15 protein-coding genes and 1 pseudogene are annotated in these 14,913 nt (G+C 74.3%); 13 read left to right on the top strand and 3 right to left on the bottom strand.

The window, feature by feature from the left end; translation table 11 throughout:
• Positions 1-3: 3 nt before the first annotated feature.
• Genes ACIRBY_RS05815 through ACIRBY_RS05785 form a run of 7 tightly spaced genes read left to right on the top strand, consistent with a single transcriptional unit; the run spans position 4 to position 5,682 of the window.
• Positions 4-1,788 carry a nickel-dependent hydrogenase large subunit gene (locus tag ACIRBY_RS05815; RefSeq protein ID WP_403896653.1) on the top strand — a complete coding sequence of 595 codons (1,785 nt, stop codon included), beginning with the start codon at positions 4-6 and terminating at the stop codon, positions 1,786-1,788.
• A complete protein-coding gene (locus ACIRBY_RS05810) occupies positions 1,785-2,312 on the top strand; it encodes a hypothetical protein (protein WP_403896652.1) in 528 nt (175 codons plus the stop codon). The genes ACIRBY_RS05815 and ACIRBY_RS05810 overlap by 4 nt, the downstream gene beginning before the upstream one ends.
• Positions 2,309-2,941, top strand: coding sequence for a DUF5947 family protein (locus ACIRBY_RS05805; protein WP_403896650.1), 633 nt, complete (start codon positions 2,309-2,311; stop codon positions 2,939-2,941). Before ACIRBY_RS05810 ends, ACIRBY_RS05805 begins: the two co-directional genes overlap by 4 nt.
• Positions 2,941-3,636: a DUF6084 family protein gene (locus tag ACIRBY_RS05800; RefSeq protein WP_403896648.1), complete on the top strand. Its 696-nt coding sequence runs from the start codon at positions 2,941-2,943 to the stop codon at positions 3,634-3,636. The genes ACIRBY_RS05805 and ACIRBY_RS05800 overlap by 1 nt, the downstream gene beginning before the upstream one ends.
• Positions 3,633-5,048, top strand: a complete 1,416-nt coding sequence (locus ACIRBY_RS05795) for a hypothetical protein (RefSeq protein ID WP_403896645.1) — start codon at positions 3,633-3,635, stop codon at positions 5,046-5,048. The genes ACIRBY_RS05800 and ACIRBY_RS05795 overlap by 4 nt, the downstream gene beginning before the upstream one ends.
• Entirely contained in the window at positions 5,045-5,581 is a 537-nt protein-coding gene (locus tag ACIRBY_RS05790) for a hydrogenase maturation protease (protein ID WP_403896643.1), read from the top strand. Before ACIRBY_RS05795 ends, ACIRBY_RS05790 begins: the two co-directional genes overlap by 4 nt.
• Complete coding sequence (locus ACIRBY_RS05785; RefSeq protein WP_403896640.1) at positions 5,578-5,682, top strand: DUF6893 family small protein; 105 nt, start codon at positions 5,578-5,580, stop codon at positions 5,680-5,682. The genes ACIRBY_RS05790 and ACIRBY_RS05785 overlap by 4 nt, the downstream gene beginning before the upstream one ends.
• A 79-nt stretch (positions 5,683-5,761) precedes the next feature.
• On the opposite strand, the gene ACIRBY_RS05780 is transcribed toward ACIRBY_RS05785, so the two are convergent.
• Complete coding sequence (locus ACIRBY_RS05780) at positions 5,762-7,162, bottom strand: cellulase family glycosylhydrolase (RefSeq protein ID WP_403896637.1); 1,401 nt, start codon at positions 7,160-7,162, stop codon at positions 5,762-5,764.
• 302 nt (positions 7,163-7,464) lie between these two features.
• Here ACIRBY_RS05780 and ACIRBY_RS05775 point away from each other — a divergent pair, with 302 nt between their 5' ends.
• From ACIRBY_RS05775 to hypE, 6 genes and pseudogenes are all read left to right on the top strand, one after another.
• The gene (locus ACIRBY_RS05775; RefSeq protein WP_403896634.1) at positions 7,465-7,842 is read left to right on the top strand and encodes a hydrogenase maturation nickel metallochaperone HypA; all 378 of its coding nucleotides are present in this window, start codon (positions 7,465-7,467) and stop codon (positions 7,840-7,842) included.
• 2 nt (positions 7,843-7,844) lie between these two features.
• Entirely contained in the window at positions 7,845-8,624 is a 780-nt protein-coding gene (gene hypB, locus ACIRBY_RS05770) for a hydrogenase nickel incorporation protein HypB (RefSeq protein WP_403896632.1), read from the top strand.
• Complete coding sequence (hypF, locus tag ACIRBY_RS05765) at positions 8,624-11,002, top strand: carbamoyltransferase HypF (RefSeq protein ID WP_403896630.1); 2,379 nt, start codon at positions 8,624-8,626, stop codon at positions 11,000-11,002. The genes hypB and hypF overlap by 1 nt, the downstream gene beginning before the upstream one ends.
• Positions 10,971-11,252, top strand: a pseudogene (locus tag ACIRBY_RS05760) (HypC/HybG/HupF family hydrogenase formation chaperone); the annotation flags it as partial. The gene hypF and the pseudogene ACIRBY_RS05760, both read left to right, overlap by 32 nt.
• A gap of 131 nt (positions 11,253-11,383) precedes the next feature.
• Entirely contained in the window at positions 11,384-12,556 is a 1,173-nt protein-coding gene (hypD, locus tag ACIRBY_RS05755) for a hydrogenase formation protein HypD (RefSeq protein ID WP_403896628.1), read from the top strand.
• Positions 12,549-13,610, top strand: a complete 1,062-nt coding sequence (hypE, locus tag ACIRBY_RS05750) for a hydrogenase expression/formation protein HypE (protein ID WP_403896625.1) — start codon at positions 12,549-12,551, stop codon at positions 13,608-13,610. Before hypD ends, hypE begins: the two co-directional genes overlap by 8 nt.
• Before the next feature lie 40 nt (positions 13,611-13,650).
• Here the strand turns inward: hypE and ACIRBY_RS05745 are convergent, their stop codons facing one another.
• Positions 13,651-13,953 carry a DUF1876 domain-containing protein gene (locus ACIRBY_RS05745; protein WP_042819759.1) on the bottom strand — a complete coding sequence of 101 codons (303 nt, stop codon included), beginning with the start codon at positions 13,951-13,953 and terminating at the stop codon, positions 13,651-13,653.
• A 101-nt stretch (positions 13,954-14,054) separates the two neighbouring features.
• The gene (locus tag ACIRBY_RS05740) at positions 14,055-14,873 is read right to left on the bottom strand and encodes a 3-hydroxybutyrate dehydrogenase (RefSeq protein ID WP_403896621.1); all 819 of its coding nucleotides are present in this window, start codon (positions 14,871-14,873) and stop codon (positions 14,055-14,057) included.
• Positions 14,874-14,913: the final 40 nt, after the last annotated feature.

The raw sequence follows: 14,913 nt of genomic DNA, 5'->3' as shown, positions 1-14,913 counted from the left end.
ACGATGGCAGCGAAGACGAACGCGGCCGGTGACGGCAGCGGCCTGGTCGAGATGGCCTGGGATCCGATCACCCGGATCGTGGGCAGCCTCGGCATCCACACGAAGATCGACTTCAAGCAGAAGCGCGTCGCCGAGTGCTACAGCACCTCATCGGTCTTCCGCGGCTACAGCGTCTTCATGCGAGGCAAGGACCCCCGCGACGCGCACTTCATCACCAGCCGCATCTGCGGCATCTGCGGGGACAACCACGCCACCTGCTCCGTCTACGCCCAGAACATGGCCTACGGGGTGAAGCCGCCCCACCTCGCCGAGTGGATCATCAACCTCGGCGAGTCGGCGGAGTACATGTTCGACCACAACATCTTCCAGGAGAACCTGGTCGGGGTCGACTACTGCGAGAAGATGGTCCGCGAGACCAACCCCGGCGTCCTCGAACTCGCCGAGCGCACCGAGGCCCCGCACGCCGCCGACCACGGCTACCGCACCATCGCCGACATCATGCGCTCCCTCAACCCGATCGAGGGCGAGTTCTACCGCGAGGCCCTCCAGGTCAGCCGGTACACGCGCGAGATGTTCTGCCTCATGGAGGGGCGCCACGTGCACCCCTCCACCCTCTACCCGGGCGGCGTCGGCACCATCGCCTCCGTGCAGCTGTTCACCGACTACATGAGCCGCCTCATGCGGTACTGCGAGTTCATGAAGCGGGTCGTCCCGCTCCACGACGACCTGTTCGACTTCTTCTACGAGGCCCTCCCCGGCTACGAGGAGGTCGGCCGCCGGCGCGTGCTGCTGGGCTGCTGGGGCGCCCTCAACGACCCCGAGCACTGCGACTTCACGTACGCCAACATGACCGACTGGGGACGGAAGATGTTCGTCACCCCGGGCGTCGTCGTCGACGGCAAACTGGTCACCAACGACCTGACCCAGATCAACCTCGGCATCCGCATCCTGCTGGGCAGCTCCTACTACGACGACTGGGAGGGCCACGAGCAGTTCGTCACCCACGACCCGCTCGGCAACCCCGTCGACCCCCGCCACCCCTGGAACCAGCACACCATCCCCGCCCCGCAGAAGCGCAACTTCGACGACAAGTACAGCTGGGTGATGTCCCCCCGCTGGTTCGACGGCAAGGACCACCTGGCGCTGGACACCGGCGGCGGCCCCATCGCCCGCCTGTGGTCCACGGCCCTGTCCGGGCTCGTCGACGTCGGCTACGTCAAGGCCACCGGCCACAGCGTGGTCATCACCCTGCCGCGCACCATGACCAAGCCGGAGACCACCTTCGAGTGGAAGATCCCGAAGTGGTCCAACGCCCTGGAGCGCAACCGCGCCCGCACCTACTTCCAGGCGTACGCGGCGGGCATCGCCCTGCACTGCGCCGAGCAGGGCCTGGCCGAGGTCCGCGCCGGACGCACCCAGACCTGGGAGAAGTTCGAGGTCCCCGACCAGTCCATCGGCTGCGGCTTCACCGAGGCGGTCCGCGGCGTCCTCTCCCACCACATGGTGATCCGCGACGGGAAGATCGCCAACTACCACCCCTACCCGCCGACCCCCTGGAACGCCAGCACCCGCGACACCTTCGGCACACCGGGACCGTACGAGGACGCCGTGCAGAACACCCCGATCTTCGAGGAGAACACCCCGGAGAACTTCAAGGGCATCGACATCATGCGCGCCGTGCGCAGCTTCGACCCCTGCCTGCCGTGCGGGGTCCACATGTACGTCGGCGGCGGGAAGACCGTGAAGACCATGCACGTGCCCACCGGCCTGAGCGGACTGGGCGGATGAGCGCCGCCGCCGACGCCCGTCGGGCCGGGGAGCGGGTCGAGGAGGTCCTCGACGGGCTGGCCGCGTCCGGCGACCGCGCCGCCTGCGAGGCCGCCGAGGAACTCGTCCGCGTCCTCATGGAGTTCTACGGGGCCGGCCTCGCCCGGATCGCCGAGCGGCTCGGCACCGGGGCACTCGCCCCGGTGCTGGACGACGACCTCGTGGCGAGCCTGCTCACCCTGCACGGCCTGCACCCCGAGGACGTCGACACCCGCATCGGACGGGCCCTGCGCGCCGCCGACGCCCCCGTCGAGCGCCTCGGCTTCGACGCGGCCACCGGAGTCCTGCGGCTGCGCACCAACCCCGCCGCGGCCACCGGCTGCGGCTGCGGCTCCGGCGGTGCGGACGCCACCCGCGCCGCCCTCGAGGACGCCCTGGCCTGCTTCGCCCCCGAGGTCACCGGCGTCGACCTCGAAACGGCCGCGCCCCCGGCCCCCCTGCTCCAGATCGGCACCCGCCCGCACACCCCGGCCCGGGTGCCGTGACGGGCCCCCGCCCCCGGGGGCTGCGCCGGTTCACCGGCCCCCGCCCGCCCCGGCCCGAGAGCTGCGGACTGTGCGCGGCACCCGTGCCCCCGGACGGCCACCGCCACCTGGTGGAGACCGAGCGGCGGGCCCTGGTGTGCGCCTGCACCGCCTGCGCCCTGCTCTTCGACCGGCCGGGGGCGGCCACCGGCCGCTACCGCGCCGTCCCGGACCGCTACCTCAGCGACCCCTCCCACCCGCTGGACGACGCGGCCTGGGAACGGCTGCGGATCCCCGTCGGCGTGGCCTTCCTCTTCCGCAACGCCGCCCTCGGCCGGCTGGTCGCCCTCTACCCGAGCCCCGCCGGCGCCACCGAGAGCGAACTCGACCCGGACACCTGGCAGTCCGTACTCGGCGGCGGACGGCTCGCCGGACTCCTCGAACCCGACGTGGAGGCACTCCTGCTGCACCACACGCCCGGCCGCACCACCTGCCACCTCGTGCCCATCGACGTCTGCTACGCGCTCGTCGGGCGGATGCGGCTGCACTGGCGCGGCTTCGACGGCGGGGCCGAGGCCCGGGCCGCCCTCGACAGCCTGTTCGCGCAGGTCGAGGCCCGCGCCAAGGTGCTCGCGGAGGCCGGCCCCTGATGACCGCACTCACCTTCGCCTGCACCGGGGTCCGCGCCGACCCGTACGCCGCCGGCCCCACCCTCGTCCTGCGGCTGCGCATCACCGCGGACCCGGGCACCCGGGTCCACGCCCTCGCCCTGCGCTGCCAGATCCGCATCGAACCGGCCCGGCGCGGCTACGGCCCCGAGGAGGCCGAGGGCCTCGCCGACCTGTTCGGCGACCGCTCCCGCTGGGGGACCACCCTGCGGCCCGTGCAGTTCGCCCAGGTCGGCCTGATGGTGCCCGGGTTCACCGGGGAGACCGAGGCCGACCTCGTCGTCCCCTGCACCTACGACATGGACATCGCCTCCACCCGGTACTTCAACGCCCTCCAGGACGGCGAGGTCCCGCTCCTGCTGCTCTTCTCCGGAACCGCCTTCACCGGAGCCGGCGGGTTCCGCGTCGAACCCGTGCCCTGGGACCGCGAGGCCGCGTTCCGGATGCCGGTCGCCGTCTGGCAGGAGATGGTCGAACAGCACTTCCCCGGCTGCGGATGGCTGCGGCTGCCCCGCGACACCATGGCCGAACTGCTCGCCTTCCGCTCCCGCCGCTCCCTCGCCTCCTGGGAGAGCACCCTGCGCGCCCTGCTGGACGCCGCCGAGCCCCCCGCGCCGCCCCCGCTCCCGCTGCCCGGGGCGCCGGCGCCCCGCGTCACCGAGAGGGCGGTGCCATGACCACGACGGCCCCCACGACCACCGCCTCCCGCCCGGGCCGGCGCTTCGACACGGCCCGCCAGGTCGCGGACGCGGTCCTCTTCGAAGGCTACGTCCTCTACCCGTACCGGGCCTCCGCCGCCAAGAACCGGATGCGCTGGCAGTTCGGCGTCCTCGTCCCGCCCGCCTGGGCCCCCGAGCAGGGCGAGCACAGCCTCCAGCGGACCGAGGTCCTCATGGAGCCGCGCGGCGCCGCGACCCTCTCCCTCGAACTGCGCTTCCTGCACGCCCAGCGCCGCACCGTCCAACGGGTCGGCGCCGACGGCGCGTTCGAGGACACCGCCGAGCTCCACCTGCCCGACCGGGTCCTCGTCCCCTGGGACGAGGGCACCGAGGAGCGGGTGGAACTGCGCGTCGCCGTACCCGAGCTGACGGAGAAGGAGATCGTCCTCCCCTTCGCCCGCCCCGCCCGCGAGGACACCGAACCGGTCCTCGACGAGCACGGCCGGACGGTCGGCCGCCTGGTGCGGCGCACCCAGGAGGTCGAGGGCGTCGTCCGCCTCCACGCCGAGGAACTCGACGGCCCCTACCGGGTCCTCAAGCTCACGGCCGTGGTCGAGAACACCAGTGCCTGGACCCCGGACGCCCCGGGCACCGCCCGCGAGGAGGCCCTGCCCCGCTCCCTCGTCGCCGCCCACCTGATGCTGGGCCTCACCCCCGGCTCCTTCCTGTCCATGACCGACCCGCCCGAATGGGCCCGGCCCGCCGTCGCCGCCTGCGCCAACCTGCACACCTGGCCCGTCCTGGCCGGCGAGGACGGCCGCGCCGACGTGGTCCTCTCCTCCCCGATCATCCTGGAGGACCACCCCGCCATCGCCCCCGAGAGCGCCGGCGCGATGTACGACGCCACCGAGATCGACGAGATCCTGGCCCTGCGCACCGCCGCCCTCACCGACCAGGAGAAGCGCGAGGCGCGCGGTACGGACCCGCGCGCCGCGGCCGTCGTCGACCTGGCCGACTCCCTGCCGCCCGAGGTGCTGGAGCGGCTGCACGGGGCGATCCGCTCCCTGCGCGCCGCCACCGGCGCGGCGGAGCCCGAGGAGGCGGCCCCCGACACGCTGTTCACCCCGCAGACGCCCTGGTGGGACCCGGCCGGCGCGGACCCGGCGGGGCCCGACCGGGTGCTGGTCGACGGTACGCCCGTCGGCCCCGGAAGCCGGGTGCTGCTCCGCCCGGGGCTGCGGCGCACCGACGCCCAGGACCTCTTCCTCCAGGGCCGCGCCGCGCGCGTCGAGGCGGTCCTGCACGACGTCGACGGGGGAGTGCACCTCGCCGTCACCGTGGAGGGCGATCCGGGCGCCGACATCCGCCGCGAGCAGGGCCGGTTCCTGTACTTCCAGCCCGACGAGGTCACCGTGCGGGAGGAGCCGTGAGCGGCCGGGTCCTGGTCGCCGGCATCGGCAACGTCTTCCTCGGCGACGACGGCTTCGGCGTCGAGACGGTGCGGGCCCTGTCCGCGCACGCGCTGCCCGACCACGTGGAGGTGGTCGACTTCGGCGTGCGCGGGGTGCACCTGGCCTACCAGCTCCTGGACGGCTACGACACCCTCGTCCTGGTCGACGCCACCGAGCGGGGCGGCCAACCCGGCACCCTGTACCTGATCGAGGCGCCAGGCTCCGCCCCCCAGGGCCGCGGCCGCCCCGTCCTGGACGGCCACCACATGTCCCCGGACGCGGTCCTCGGCCTGCTGGGGACCCTCTGCGCCGGAACCGGCTCCAAGCCGCCCCGGCGCACCTACGTCGTCGGCTGCGAACCCGCCTGCGTGGACGAGGGCATCGGCCTGAGCGCCCCCGTGGCCGCCGCGGTGCCGGACGCCGTACGGATGCTCCTGGACCTCCTGCCGGCCGCGGAAGCGGAGCCCGAGCCGGACGAAAGCAACCGGTGCGAACTGAGGAGAACCCCATGAAGAAGGCCGTCCTGTGCGGAGCCGTGGCCCTGGCCCTGGCCGTCGTACTGGCCCAGACGCTCCCCGACATCAAGCGCTACCTGCGGATCAGCCGCATGTGAGGCGCCGCGGGTCCGCACCCCGGACCCGCCGACGGGGGGAGCACGGCCCGGAACGGCATGTTCCGGGCCGTGCTCCACGTCAGGGACGGGTCACGGCCACCTGCACGGTGTCCTGCCCGGGGACGGCGGTGAGCTGGAGCAGCCGCGCACCGGGCGCGGACACGACCTCGGCGCCCCGGGCCTCGACCCGGTAGCCGTCGGGATAGGCGCTCGGCGGCAGGAACACCTCGGTACGGGCACCCGGGGCGAACGGCGCACCGGAACCGGCCCGGCGGGTGCCGTACCGCAGGGTGAACGTCCCGGTGGCGGTGTCGTAGCCCCACTGCTGCGGGGTGCCCGCGACGGCACGGGGATACGGGCGGACCACCGCCGGGTCCATCAGGTTGGGGCCGGTCGGCGGCTCCTGGGGGTGGCCGGGCGTCTGGTTCTGCGGCTCGGACCAGAACATCCAGGACGCCAGGTTCTCGTCGAACCGGTCGGTGAGGCGGGTCAGCCTCGCGGCGTCCTTGGTCGCGCCGAACTCGGTCACCACCCCGGCGACCCCGTCCTTGGCGGAGCGGTCCAGGCCGTTGGCCACACAGGTGTCGACCCCGACGCAGTAGTCGTGGAAGCTCATGCCCGCCTTCGGATCACCGGTCGGATTGGGCATCCAGTCCGGCGTGCCGAAGTCGTTGGTCAGGGAGGGCTCGAAGAACAGCAGGTGCTCCTGGTCGACCCGGCGGATCGCCTTCATGGCCTTCGCCTCGAACGGCGCGAGCACATCGCCCTCGAACCGGGGACAGCCGTTCGGGAAGCACGTCGGATAGTCCCAGCCCGGCCACGGCTCGTTGATCAGGTCGTAGCCCAGGACGTAGGGCTGGTCCGCGAAGCGCTGCGCGACGTGCGCCCACATGGCCGCGTAGTGCTCCTGGAGCCCGACGCCGTCGGACGCGGTGCGGTCGCGCCAGAAGTTCGCCCACGTCTGGTTCTGCGCGGGGCTCGTGAAGTAGACGAGGGGAAAGCCCGGGTTCGGCGCGAGCGGGAAACCGTCGCTGATGGTCGCCCAGTCGGGGAACCCGCTCCAACTCGCGCCCACCTTCTCGTTGAAGGCGTCCTGATGGGAATCGACGAGGCTGTGGATCCCGTGGCGGGCCAGCAACTGCTGGGTCTGCCGGATCTGCTCGATGTAGGCGTCGTCGTAGACACCGGGCCGCGGTTCGACCGCGTTCCATGCGAAGCCCAGCCGCACCGCGTTGAAGCCGTTCTCCGCCAGGAACCGGGCGTCCTGCTCGCCGAACCCTCCCGCTGCCGGGAAGTACGGCGGTTTCTTGTAGACCATGTTCACGCCGTGCAGGGTGACCACACGGCCCTGGTCGTCGGTCAGCCAGCGGCCCGCGTGTCCCAGCGGGGAGTCCGCCGGGGCCGCCGCGGCCGGCGTGCTCAGCCCGAGGAGCAGCAGCACCGACCCGAGACACCGGACCGTCGAGGAGACGAGGGCCATGGCGCGATCCTTTCGACGAGTACGCGCCGTCGGCACTCCGGCCTGGTGCGGTGGAGTCGATCCGCGTGAGGAAACGTCGAGATCACGGCGCTGACGCGCAGGAGGCTATCCACGGCCGGTCGGATTCCGTCACGACACCCGCCGGACACCGGCGGGTGCGCAACGGATGGCGTAGCGCACCGCCGCGGCCCGGGGGCCGCTCCCGGCGTCCGAACGGAGTACGGCCCCGGCGGCGTGTCGGCGTGCCCGCCGCCCCCGTCCCGGAGCTGCCGCTGTAATGAGGCCCGGCAGGACGGAGTCCGATGCACGAGATGTCGATCGCCATGGCCGTCGTGGACCAGGTGGCGGAGGCGGCCCAGGCCGGAGCGGCACGCTCAGTGAGCCGCGTGGAGCTGGAGATCGGGGAACTGGCCGGCGTCGTCCCCGACGCGCTGGCCTTCTCCTTCGAACTGGCCTGCACCGGTACGCCCCTGGAAGGCGCCGAGCTGGTCACCCGCTCCGTGGCGGCCCGCGCCCGCTGCGCGCCCTGCACGGGGGAGTGGGCCGTCGGCATGCCCCCCGACCTGTCCTGCCCCGGCTGCGGGAGCGGAACCGACGTGGAGCTCCTGACGGGGCGCGAACTGCGGATCCTGCGCGTGGTCTGGGAAGACGCCCCCGAACCGATCCCCGAGGAGGCCTGACCGTGTGCCGAGTGGTCGACCTGCGACAAGCGGTGCTCGCCAAGAACGACGGGGCCGCGCAGGCCCTGCGCGCCGAACTGACCGCCCGCGGAACGGCGGTGGTCAACCTGCTCTCCAGCCCCGGCAGCGGGAAGACGGCCCTGCTGGAGCGCGAGCTCACCCTCGCCCGGGAGCGCGGGGTGTCCGCGGCCGCGCTCACGGCCGACCTGGCGACGGAGAACGACGCGACCCGGCTGGCCCGTTCGGGCGTACCGGTCCGGCAGGTCCTCACCGACGGCCTGTGCCACCTCGAAGCCGACATGCTGGGCCGGCACCTGGACGGCTGGCTCCCCGAGGGCACCCGGCTGCTCTTCGTCGAGAACGTCGGCAACCTGGTCTGCCCGGCCTCCTACGACCTGGGCGAGTCGCTCCGCGTGGCCCTGGCCTCGGTGACGGAGGGCGAGGACAAGCCCCTCAAGTACCCGACCGCCTTCGGGCTCGCCCACCTGGTGGTCATCACCAAGACCGACATCGCGGAGGCCGTCGGGTTCGACGAGGAGGCCTTCCGCGCGAACGTCCGACGGGTCAACCCCGGCGTGGAGATCCTGCGCACCTCGTCCCGCTCGGGCGAGGGGACGGGCCTCCTCCTGGACCGCGCCCTGGACATCGCGGCCGGCGCCCGCCCCCACACCCCGGTGATGTCCCACCCCGCCGACGGCCACACCCAGACCCACATCCACACCCACTCCCACAGCCACACGCACCCCCACCCGGCCCCCGCCACCCCGGCCGGGCCGCGCTGATGGAGGCCGCGGAACGCCGCCGGGTCACCGTCCGCGGCGTCGTCCAGGGCGTCGGCTTCCGCCCGTACGTGTACACCCGCGCCACCACCCTGGGCCTGGCGGGCCACGTCACCAACACCCCCGACGGCGTCGTCGCCGAGGTCGAGGGGTCCCCGTCGGCGGTGGCGGCGTTCTGCGAGCGCCTCGCCGCCGACGCCCCGCCCCTGGCCGTCGTCGACACCGTCGACCACCGCCCGGTACCCCTCGCCGGCGGCGCCGGGTTCACCATCATCGCCTCCCGCACCGGAGGCCCGCCCCGCACCCTGGTCTCCCCGGACACCGCCACCTGCGCCGACTGCCTCGCCGAACTCGCCGATCCGGCCGACCGCCGCCACCGCCACCCGTTCATCACCTGCACCCACTGCGGACCGCGCTTCACCATCGTCACCGGGCTGCCCTACGACCGCGCCCACACCACCATGGCCCGCTTCCCGATGTGCCCCGACTGCGCCCGCGAGTACGCCGACCCCGCCGACCGCCGCTTCCACGCCCAGCCCGTCGCCTGCCCGGCCTGCGGCCCCCGGCTGAGCCTGCTCACCGGCCGGCCGCCGCGCAGGGCGGCCGCCGCCGACCCCGTCGCGGAGGCCCGCAGGCTGCTGGCGGACGGCGCCGTCCTCGCGGTGAAGGGCCTCGGCGGCTACCACCTCGCCTGCGACGCGGGGAACCCCGGGGCCGTGGCCGCGCTGCGGCGCCGCAAGGACCGCGGGGACAAGCCCTTCGCCCTGATGGCCCGGGACCTCCCCGACGTGGAGCGGCTGGCCGAACTCGGCCCCGAGGAACGGCAGCTGCTCACCGGAGCCGTCCGTCCCATCGTCCTGCTCCGCCGCCGCGCCTGCGCGCCCGGCCCGGCGGACGCCGTCGCACCGGGCAGCCCCGACCTGGGCGTGATGCTCCCGTACACGCCCGTCCACCACCTGCTGCTCGGCCTGCCCGGCGACCCCCCGGGCCCCCGCCTGCTCGTGATGACCAGCGGCAACCTCTCCGGCGAGCCCATCGTCACGGACGACGCCGAGGCCCTGGAACGCCTCGCCGGCCTCGCCGACGCGTGGCTCACCCACGACCGCCCCATCCACGTCCCCTGCGACGACTCCGTCGTCCGCGTCTGCGACGGCGAACCCCTGGTCCTGCGGCGCTCGCGCGGCTACGCCCCCCTGCCGCTCCCGCTCCCGCTGCCCGTCCCGCCCACCCTCGCCGCCGGCGGCGACCTCAAGAACGCCTTCTGCCTCGGCGAGGGCCGCCGCGCCTGGCTGTCCGCCCACATCGGCGACATGGACGACCTCGCCACCCAGGACGCCTTCGCCCACGCGCAGCGGCAGCTGTCGGCCCTCACCGGGGTCGCCCCCGCGCGGATCGCCGCCGACCGCCACCCCGGCTACCGCTCCACCCGCTGGGCCCGCGACCACGCGGAGGGCCGGCCGCTGGTCCCCGTACAGCACCACCACGCCCACATCGCCTCCGCCCTGGCCGAACACGGCCACGGCGGCGGCCGGCGGGTGATCGGCGTCGCCTTCGACGGCACCGGCTACGGGGACGACGGCGCGGTCTGGGGCGGGGAGATCCTCCTCGCGGACTACGCCGGATACACCCGCTTCGCCCACCTCGCCTACGTCCCGCTGCCCGGCGGCGACGCCTCCGTGCGCCGCCCGTACCGCATGGCCCTGTCCCACCTGCGCGCCGCGGGCCTCGGGCGGGCACCGGACCTGCCCTGCGTCGCCGCCTGCCCGCCGGACGAACTGCGGGTGCTGGAGACCCAGTTGGAGCGGGGCCTGAACTGCGTGCCCACCTCCAGCATGGGCCGGCTCTTCGACGCCGTCTCCTCCCTCGCCGGGGTCTGCCAGTACTCGGGGTACGAGGCCCAGGCCGCCGTCGAACTGGAGGCCGCCGCACTCCAGGCCCCGCCCGGCGGCCGCGCGTACGCCTTCGGCCTGCGGCTGCCCGCCCCCGGCGCGGCGCGCCCGGTCGTCGCCGACCCGGCGCCCGTCCTGGCCGCCGCGGTGGCCGACGTCCGGGCGGGCGCGGGCCGCCCGCTGGTCGCGTCCCGCTTCCACGCGGCGGTCGCGGTCCTGGTCGCCGACCTCTGCGTGCTCGCCCGCGCCGCGCACGGCCTGGACACCGTCGCCCTGACCGGCGGGGTCTTCTGCAACACCCTCCTCTCCTCCGCGTGCGCCCGGACGCTGCGCGCGCGGGGGTTCACCGTCCTGCGCCAGCACCGGGTGCCGCCCAACGACGGCGGACTGGCGCTCGGCCAGCTCATGGTGGCGGCCGCGGCCGCCACCGCCACGGAACACCCACCACAAGGAGAGGCCCATGTGCCTGGCGGTACCCGGCAGAGTGCTTGAGATCGGGGAGAGGGACGGCACCCGGATGGCCACCGTCGACTTCGGCGGCGTGCAGAAGGAGGTGTGCCTGGAGTACCTCCCGGACCTCCGGGTGGGCGAGTACGCCATCGTGCACGTGGGCTTCGCCCTCCAGCGGCTCGACGAGGAGTCGGCCCGCAAGACCCTCGACCTCTTCGCCGAACTCGGCATGCTCCAGGAGGAGTTCGGCGATCCCTGGGAGCAGGCGGCCCGTCTCGGCGACGAGGAGCCGCCCTTCGCCGAGGACCGGGAAGAGGACGGTCGCGGGGACGAGTACGGGAACGAGGACGGGGACGAGGACGGGCGCCGCGCCGGGGAAGCCCCGGCCGGCGCGGCGGCTGCGACGCGGAAGGAAGCCCGGCGGTGAAGTACATCGAGGAATTCCAGGACCCCGGCCTGGCCCGCAGGCTCCTGGACGACATCCACTCCACGGTGACCCGTCCCTGGGCCCTGATGGAGGTCTGCGGAGGGCAGACCCACACCATCATCCGGCACGGCATCGACCAGCTCCTGCCCGAACAGGTCGAGTTGATCCACGGCCCCGGCTGCCCGGTGTGCGTCACCCCGCTGGAGGTCATCGACAAGGCCCTGGAGATCGCCTCCCGGCCCGAGGTCGTCTTCTGCTCCTTCGGGGACATGCTCCGCGTCCCCGGAACCGGCCGCGACCTCTTCCAGGTGCGCAGCGAGGGCGGCGACGTACGGGTGGTGTACTCGCCCCTCGACGCGCTGAAGATCGCCCGGCAGAACCCGGACCGCGAGGTGGTCTTCTTCGGCATCGGCTTCGAGACCACCGCCCCGCCCAACGCCATGACGGTGTACCAGGCCCGCAAGCTCGGCATCACCAACTTCAGCCTGCTCGTCTCCCACGTCCGGGTGCCCCCGGCGATCGAGGCGATCATGCGCTCGCCCAACTGCCGCGTCCAGGGCTTCCTCGCCGCCGGGCACGTGTGCAGCGTCATGGGCACCACCGAGTACCCGGACCTGGCGGCACGCCACCGCGTCCCGATCGTGGTGACCGGCTTCGAACCGCTCGACATCCTCGAAGGCGTGCGACGGGCCGTACGGCAGCTGGAGCGCGGCGAGCACGCGGTCGAGAACGCCTACCCGCGCGCCGTCCGCCCCGAGGGCAACCCCGCCGCGCTCGCCATGCTGGCGGACGTCTTCGAGGTCACCGACCGGGCCTGGCGCGGCATCGGGGTCATCCCCGACAGCGGCTGGCGGCTGTCCGAGCGGTTCCGGGAGTACGACGCCGAGCACCGCTTCTCCGTCACCGGCATCACCACCCGCGAGCCGGCCGCCTGCCGCAGCGGGGAGGTGCTCCAGGGGCTGCTCAAGCCGCACGAGTGCGAGGCCTTCGGCACCCTGTGCACCCCGCGCAACCCGCTGGGCGCCACCATGGTCTCCAGCGAGGGGGCCTGCGCCGCCTACTACCTCTACCGGCGCCTGGAACTGCGGCCCGCGGCCCCCCGGCCCGCCACCACCCCGGCCCAGCCCGCCGCACCGACCGCGCCGCTGGAGGCGAGCCCCGTTGTCTGAGACCGCACTCGACCTCACGGGCTGGACCTGCCCGGCCCCCCTGCGCGACCGGCCCCGCGTGGTGATGGGCCACGGCGGCGGCGGGGCGCTGTCGGCGGAACTGGTCCAGCACCTGTTCGCCCCCGCCTTCGGCGGCGAGGCGCTCGCGCAGCTCGGCGACTCCGCGGCCCTGCGCCTGGGCGGGGTCCGCCTCGCCTTCTCCACCGACTCCTACGTGGTGCGGCCCCTGTTCTTCCCCGGCGGCAGCATCGGCGACCTGGCGGTCAACGGCACGGTGAACGACCTCGCCATGAGCGGGGCCCAGGCCGCCTACCTGTCCTGCGGGTTCATCCTCGAAGAGGGCGTCGAGATGGCGTCGGTCGCCCGGGTCGCCGAGGCCATGGGGGCCGCCGCACGGGCGGCCGGCGTGGAGGTGGCCACCGGCGACACCAAGGTCGTCGAGGCGGGCCACGGAGACGGCGTCTACGTCAACACCGCCGGGATCGGCCTGATCCCGGACGGGGTCGACCTGCGCGCGCAGCGCGTCGTCCCCGGCGACGTCGTCATCGTCAGCGGGGAGATCGGCCTGCACGGGGTGGCGATCATGAGTGTCCGGGAGGGGCTGGAGTTCGGCGTGGACGTCGAGAGCGACTGCGCGGCCCTGGGCGGGCTCGTGCGGTCGATGCTCGCGGTCACCCCCGACCTGCACGTCCTGCGCGACCCGACCCGGGGCGGGCTCGCGGCCGCCCTGAACGAGATCGCGGCCGCATCCGGCACCGGCGTCGTCCTGCACGAGGGGCGCGTCCCGGTCCCGGCGGCCGTGGCGAACGCCTGCGCCATCCTCGGCCTCGACCCGCTCTACGTCGCCAACGAGGGCAAGCTCGTCGCGTTCGTCCCGCGCGAGCACGCGGAGGCCGTCCTCGACGCGATGCGCGCCCACCCGCTGGGCCGCCGCGCGGCGGTGATCGGCGAGGCCGTCGACGCGCACCCCGGCCTGGTCGTGGCGCGCACCGGCCTCGGCGGCACCCGCGTGGTGGACCTGCCGCTGGGGGAGCAGCTGCCCCGCATCTGCTGACCGGGACCCGCCGCCCCGCGGGACCCGCAGCCCCGCCCGGCTACCGCTCCGGGCGGGCGTCGTCCGGCCAGCCGTATCCGGTGCGCGGCGGGACGGGCACGGCGCCGACCGCGGCCAGGTCGCGGTCGGCGGCGCGCATCAGCTGGGCGGACAGGTCGCGCATCGCCCGGCTCGCGGCCAGCTCGTCGCCGATGGCGGGGACGTCCACGTCCTGCGGATTGCACCGGGCCCGGCCGCTGCCGGTCAGGGTGGTCCTCCCGTTGTCGAGCACGGCCCGCGCCCTGGTGGTGCCGTCCTCCTCCACGAGGTAGAGGTCCACCCTCCACTCCTCGGCGTGTGTCATGGCCTGCCTCCTCCGTGACGGGCCCCTTTCCCAGGATCCCCCCGCACGGACCGCGGGCAAAGTCCGCACGCCCGCACGCCGCCGCGGGCCGCGCCGCGCGGTCAGGCGGCGGTCCAGCCGCCGTCCATCGGCAGCGAGGCCCCGGTGACGTGCCCGGTGTGCGGGCCGCACAGCCACACGGCGACCGCGGCCACCTCCTCGGGCTCGATCAGCCGCTTGATCGCCGAGCCGCGCAGCAGCACCTCCTCGACGACCCGCTCGGGCGGCAGGCCGTGCGCCCGCGCCTGGGCGGCGATCTGCCGTTCCACCAGCGGGGTGCGGACGTAGCCGGGGTTCACGCAGTTGCTGGTCACCCCGTGCGGGGCCCCCTCCAGGGCGGTGACCTTGCTCAGCCCCTCCAGCCCGTGCTTGGCGGCCACGTAAGCGGACTTGAAGGCGCTGGCCCGCAGCCCGTGCACGCTGGAGATGTTGACCACCCGCCCCCACCCGCGCCCGTACATGTGCGGCAGGATCCGGCGCAGCAGGAGGAACGGGGCATGGACCATCACCCGCTGGATCAGCTCGAACCGCTCCGGCGGGAACTCCTCGATGGCCGCGACGTGTTGCAGCCCCGCACTGTTGACCAGGATGTCCACGGCGGTCGGCAGGGCGTCGAAGGCCGCGGGGTCGGCCAGGTCGGCCGGATGCGCCGCGCCGCCGATCCGCGCGGCCACGGCCTGCGCCGCCTCCGCGTCGACGTCCACGACGTGTACGTAGGCCCCGGCGTCGGCCAAGGCCACGGCGCAGGCGCGGCCGATGCCGCTGCCGCCGCCGGTCACCAGGGCCACCCGCCCCCCGGGCCCGGGCTCCGCCGGGCCGCCGGTCCGCGTCCGGCCGGGCTCCGTGCCGCCGGACGCGCTGCTGGAAGATCCGCTCGTCATGGTCCGAACGTTAGGGACCGGCGCGGTCGGTGCCGATGTG

Origin of the sequence: Streptomyces sp. NPDC096136 (genome assembly GCF_044763325.1) — a bacterium.
In the GTDB taxonomy this organism is placed as follows: domain Bacteria; phylum Actinomycetota; class Actinomycetes; order Streptomycetales; family Streptomycetaceae; genus Streptomyces.
The sequence above is the reverse complement of the archived record's forward strand: the minus strand, read 5'-3'. Positions and strand labels throughout refer to the sequence as shown.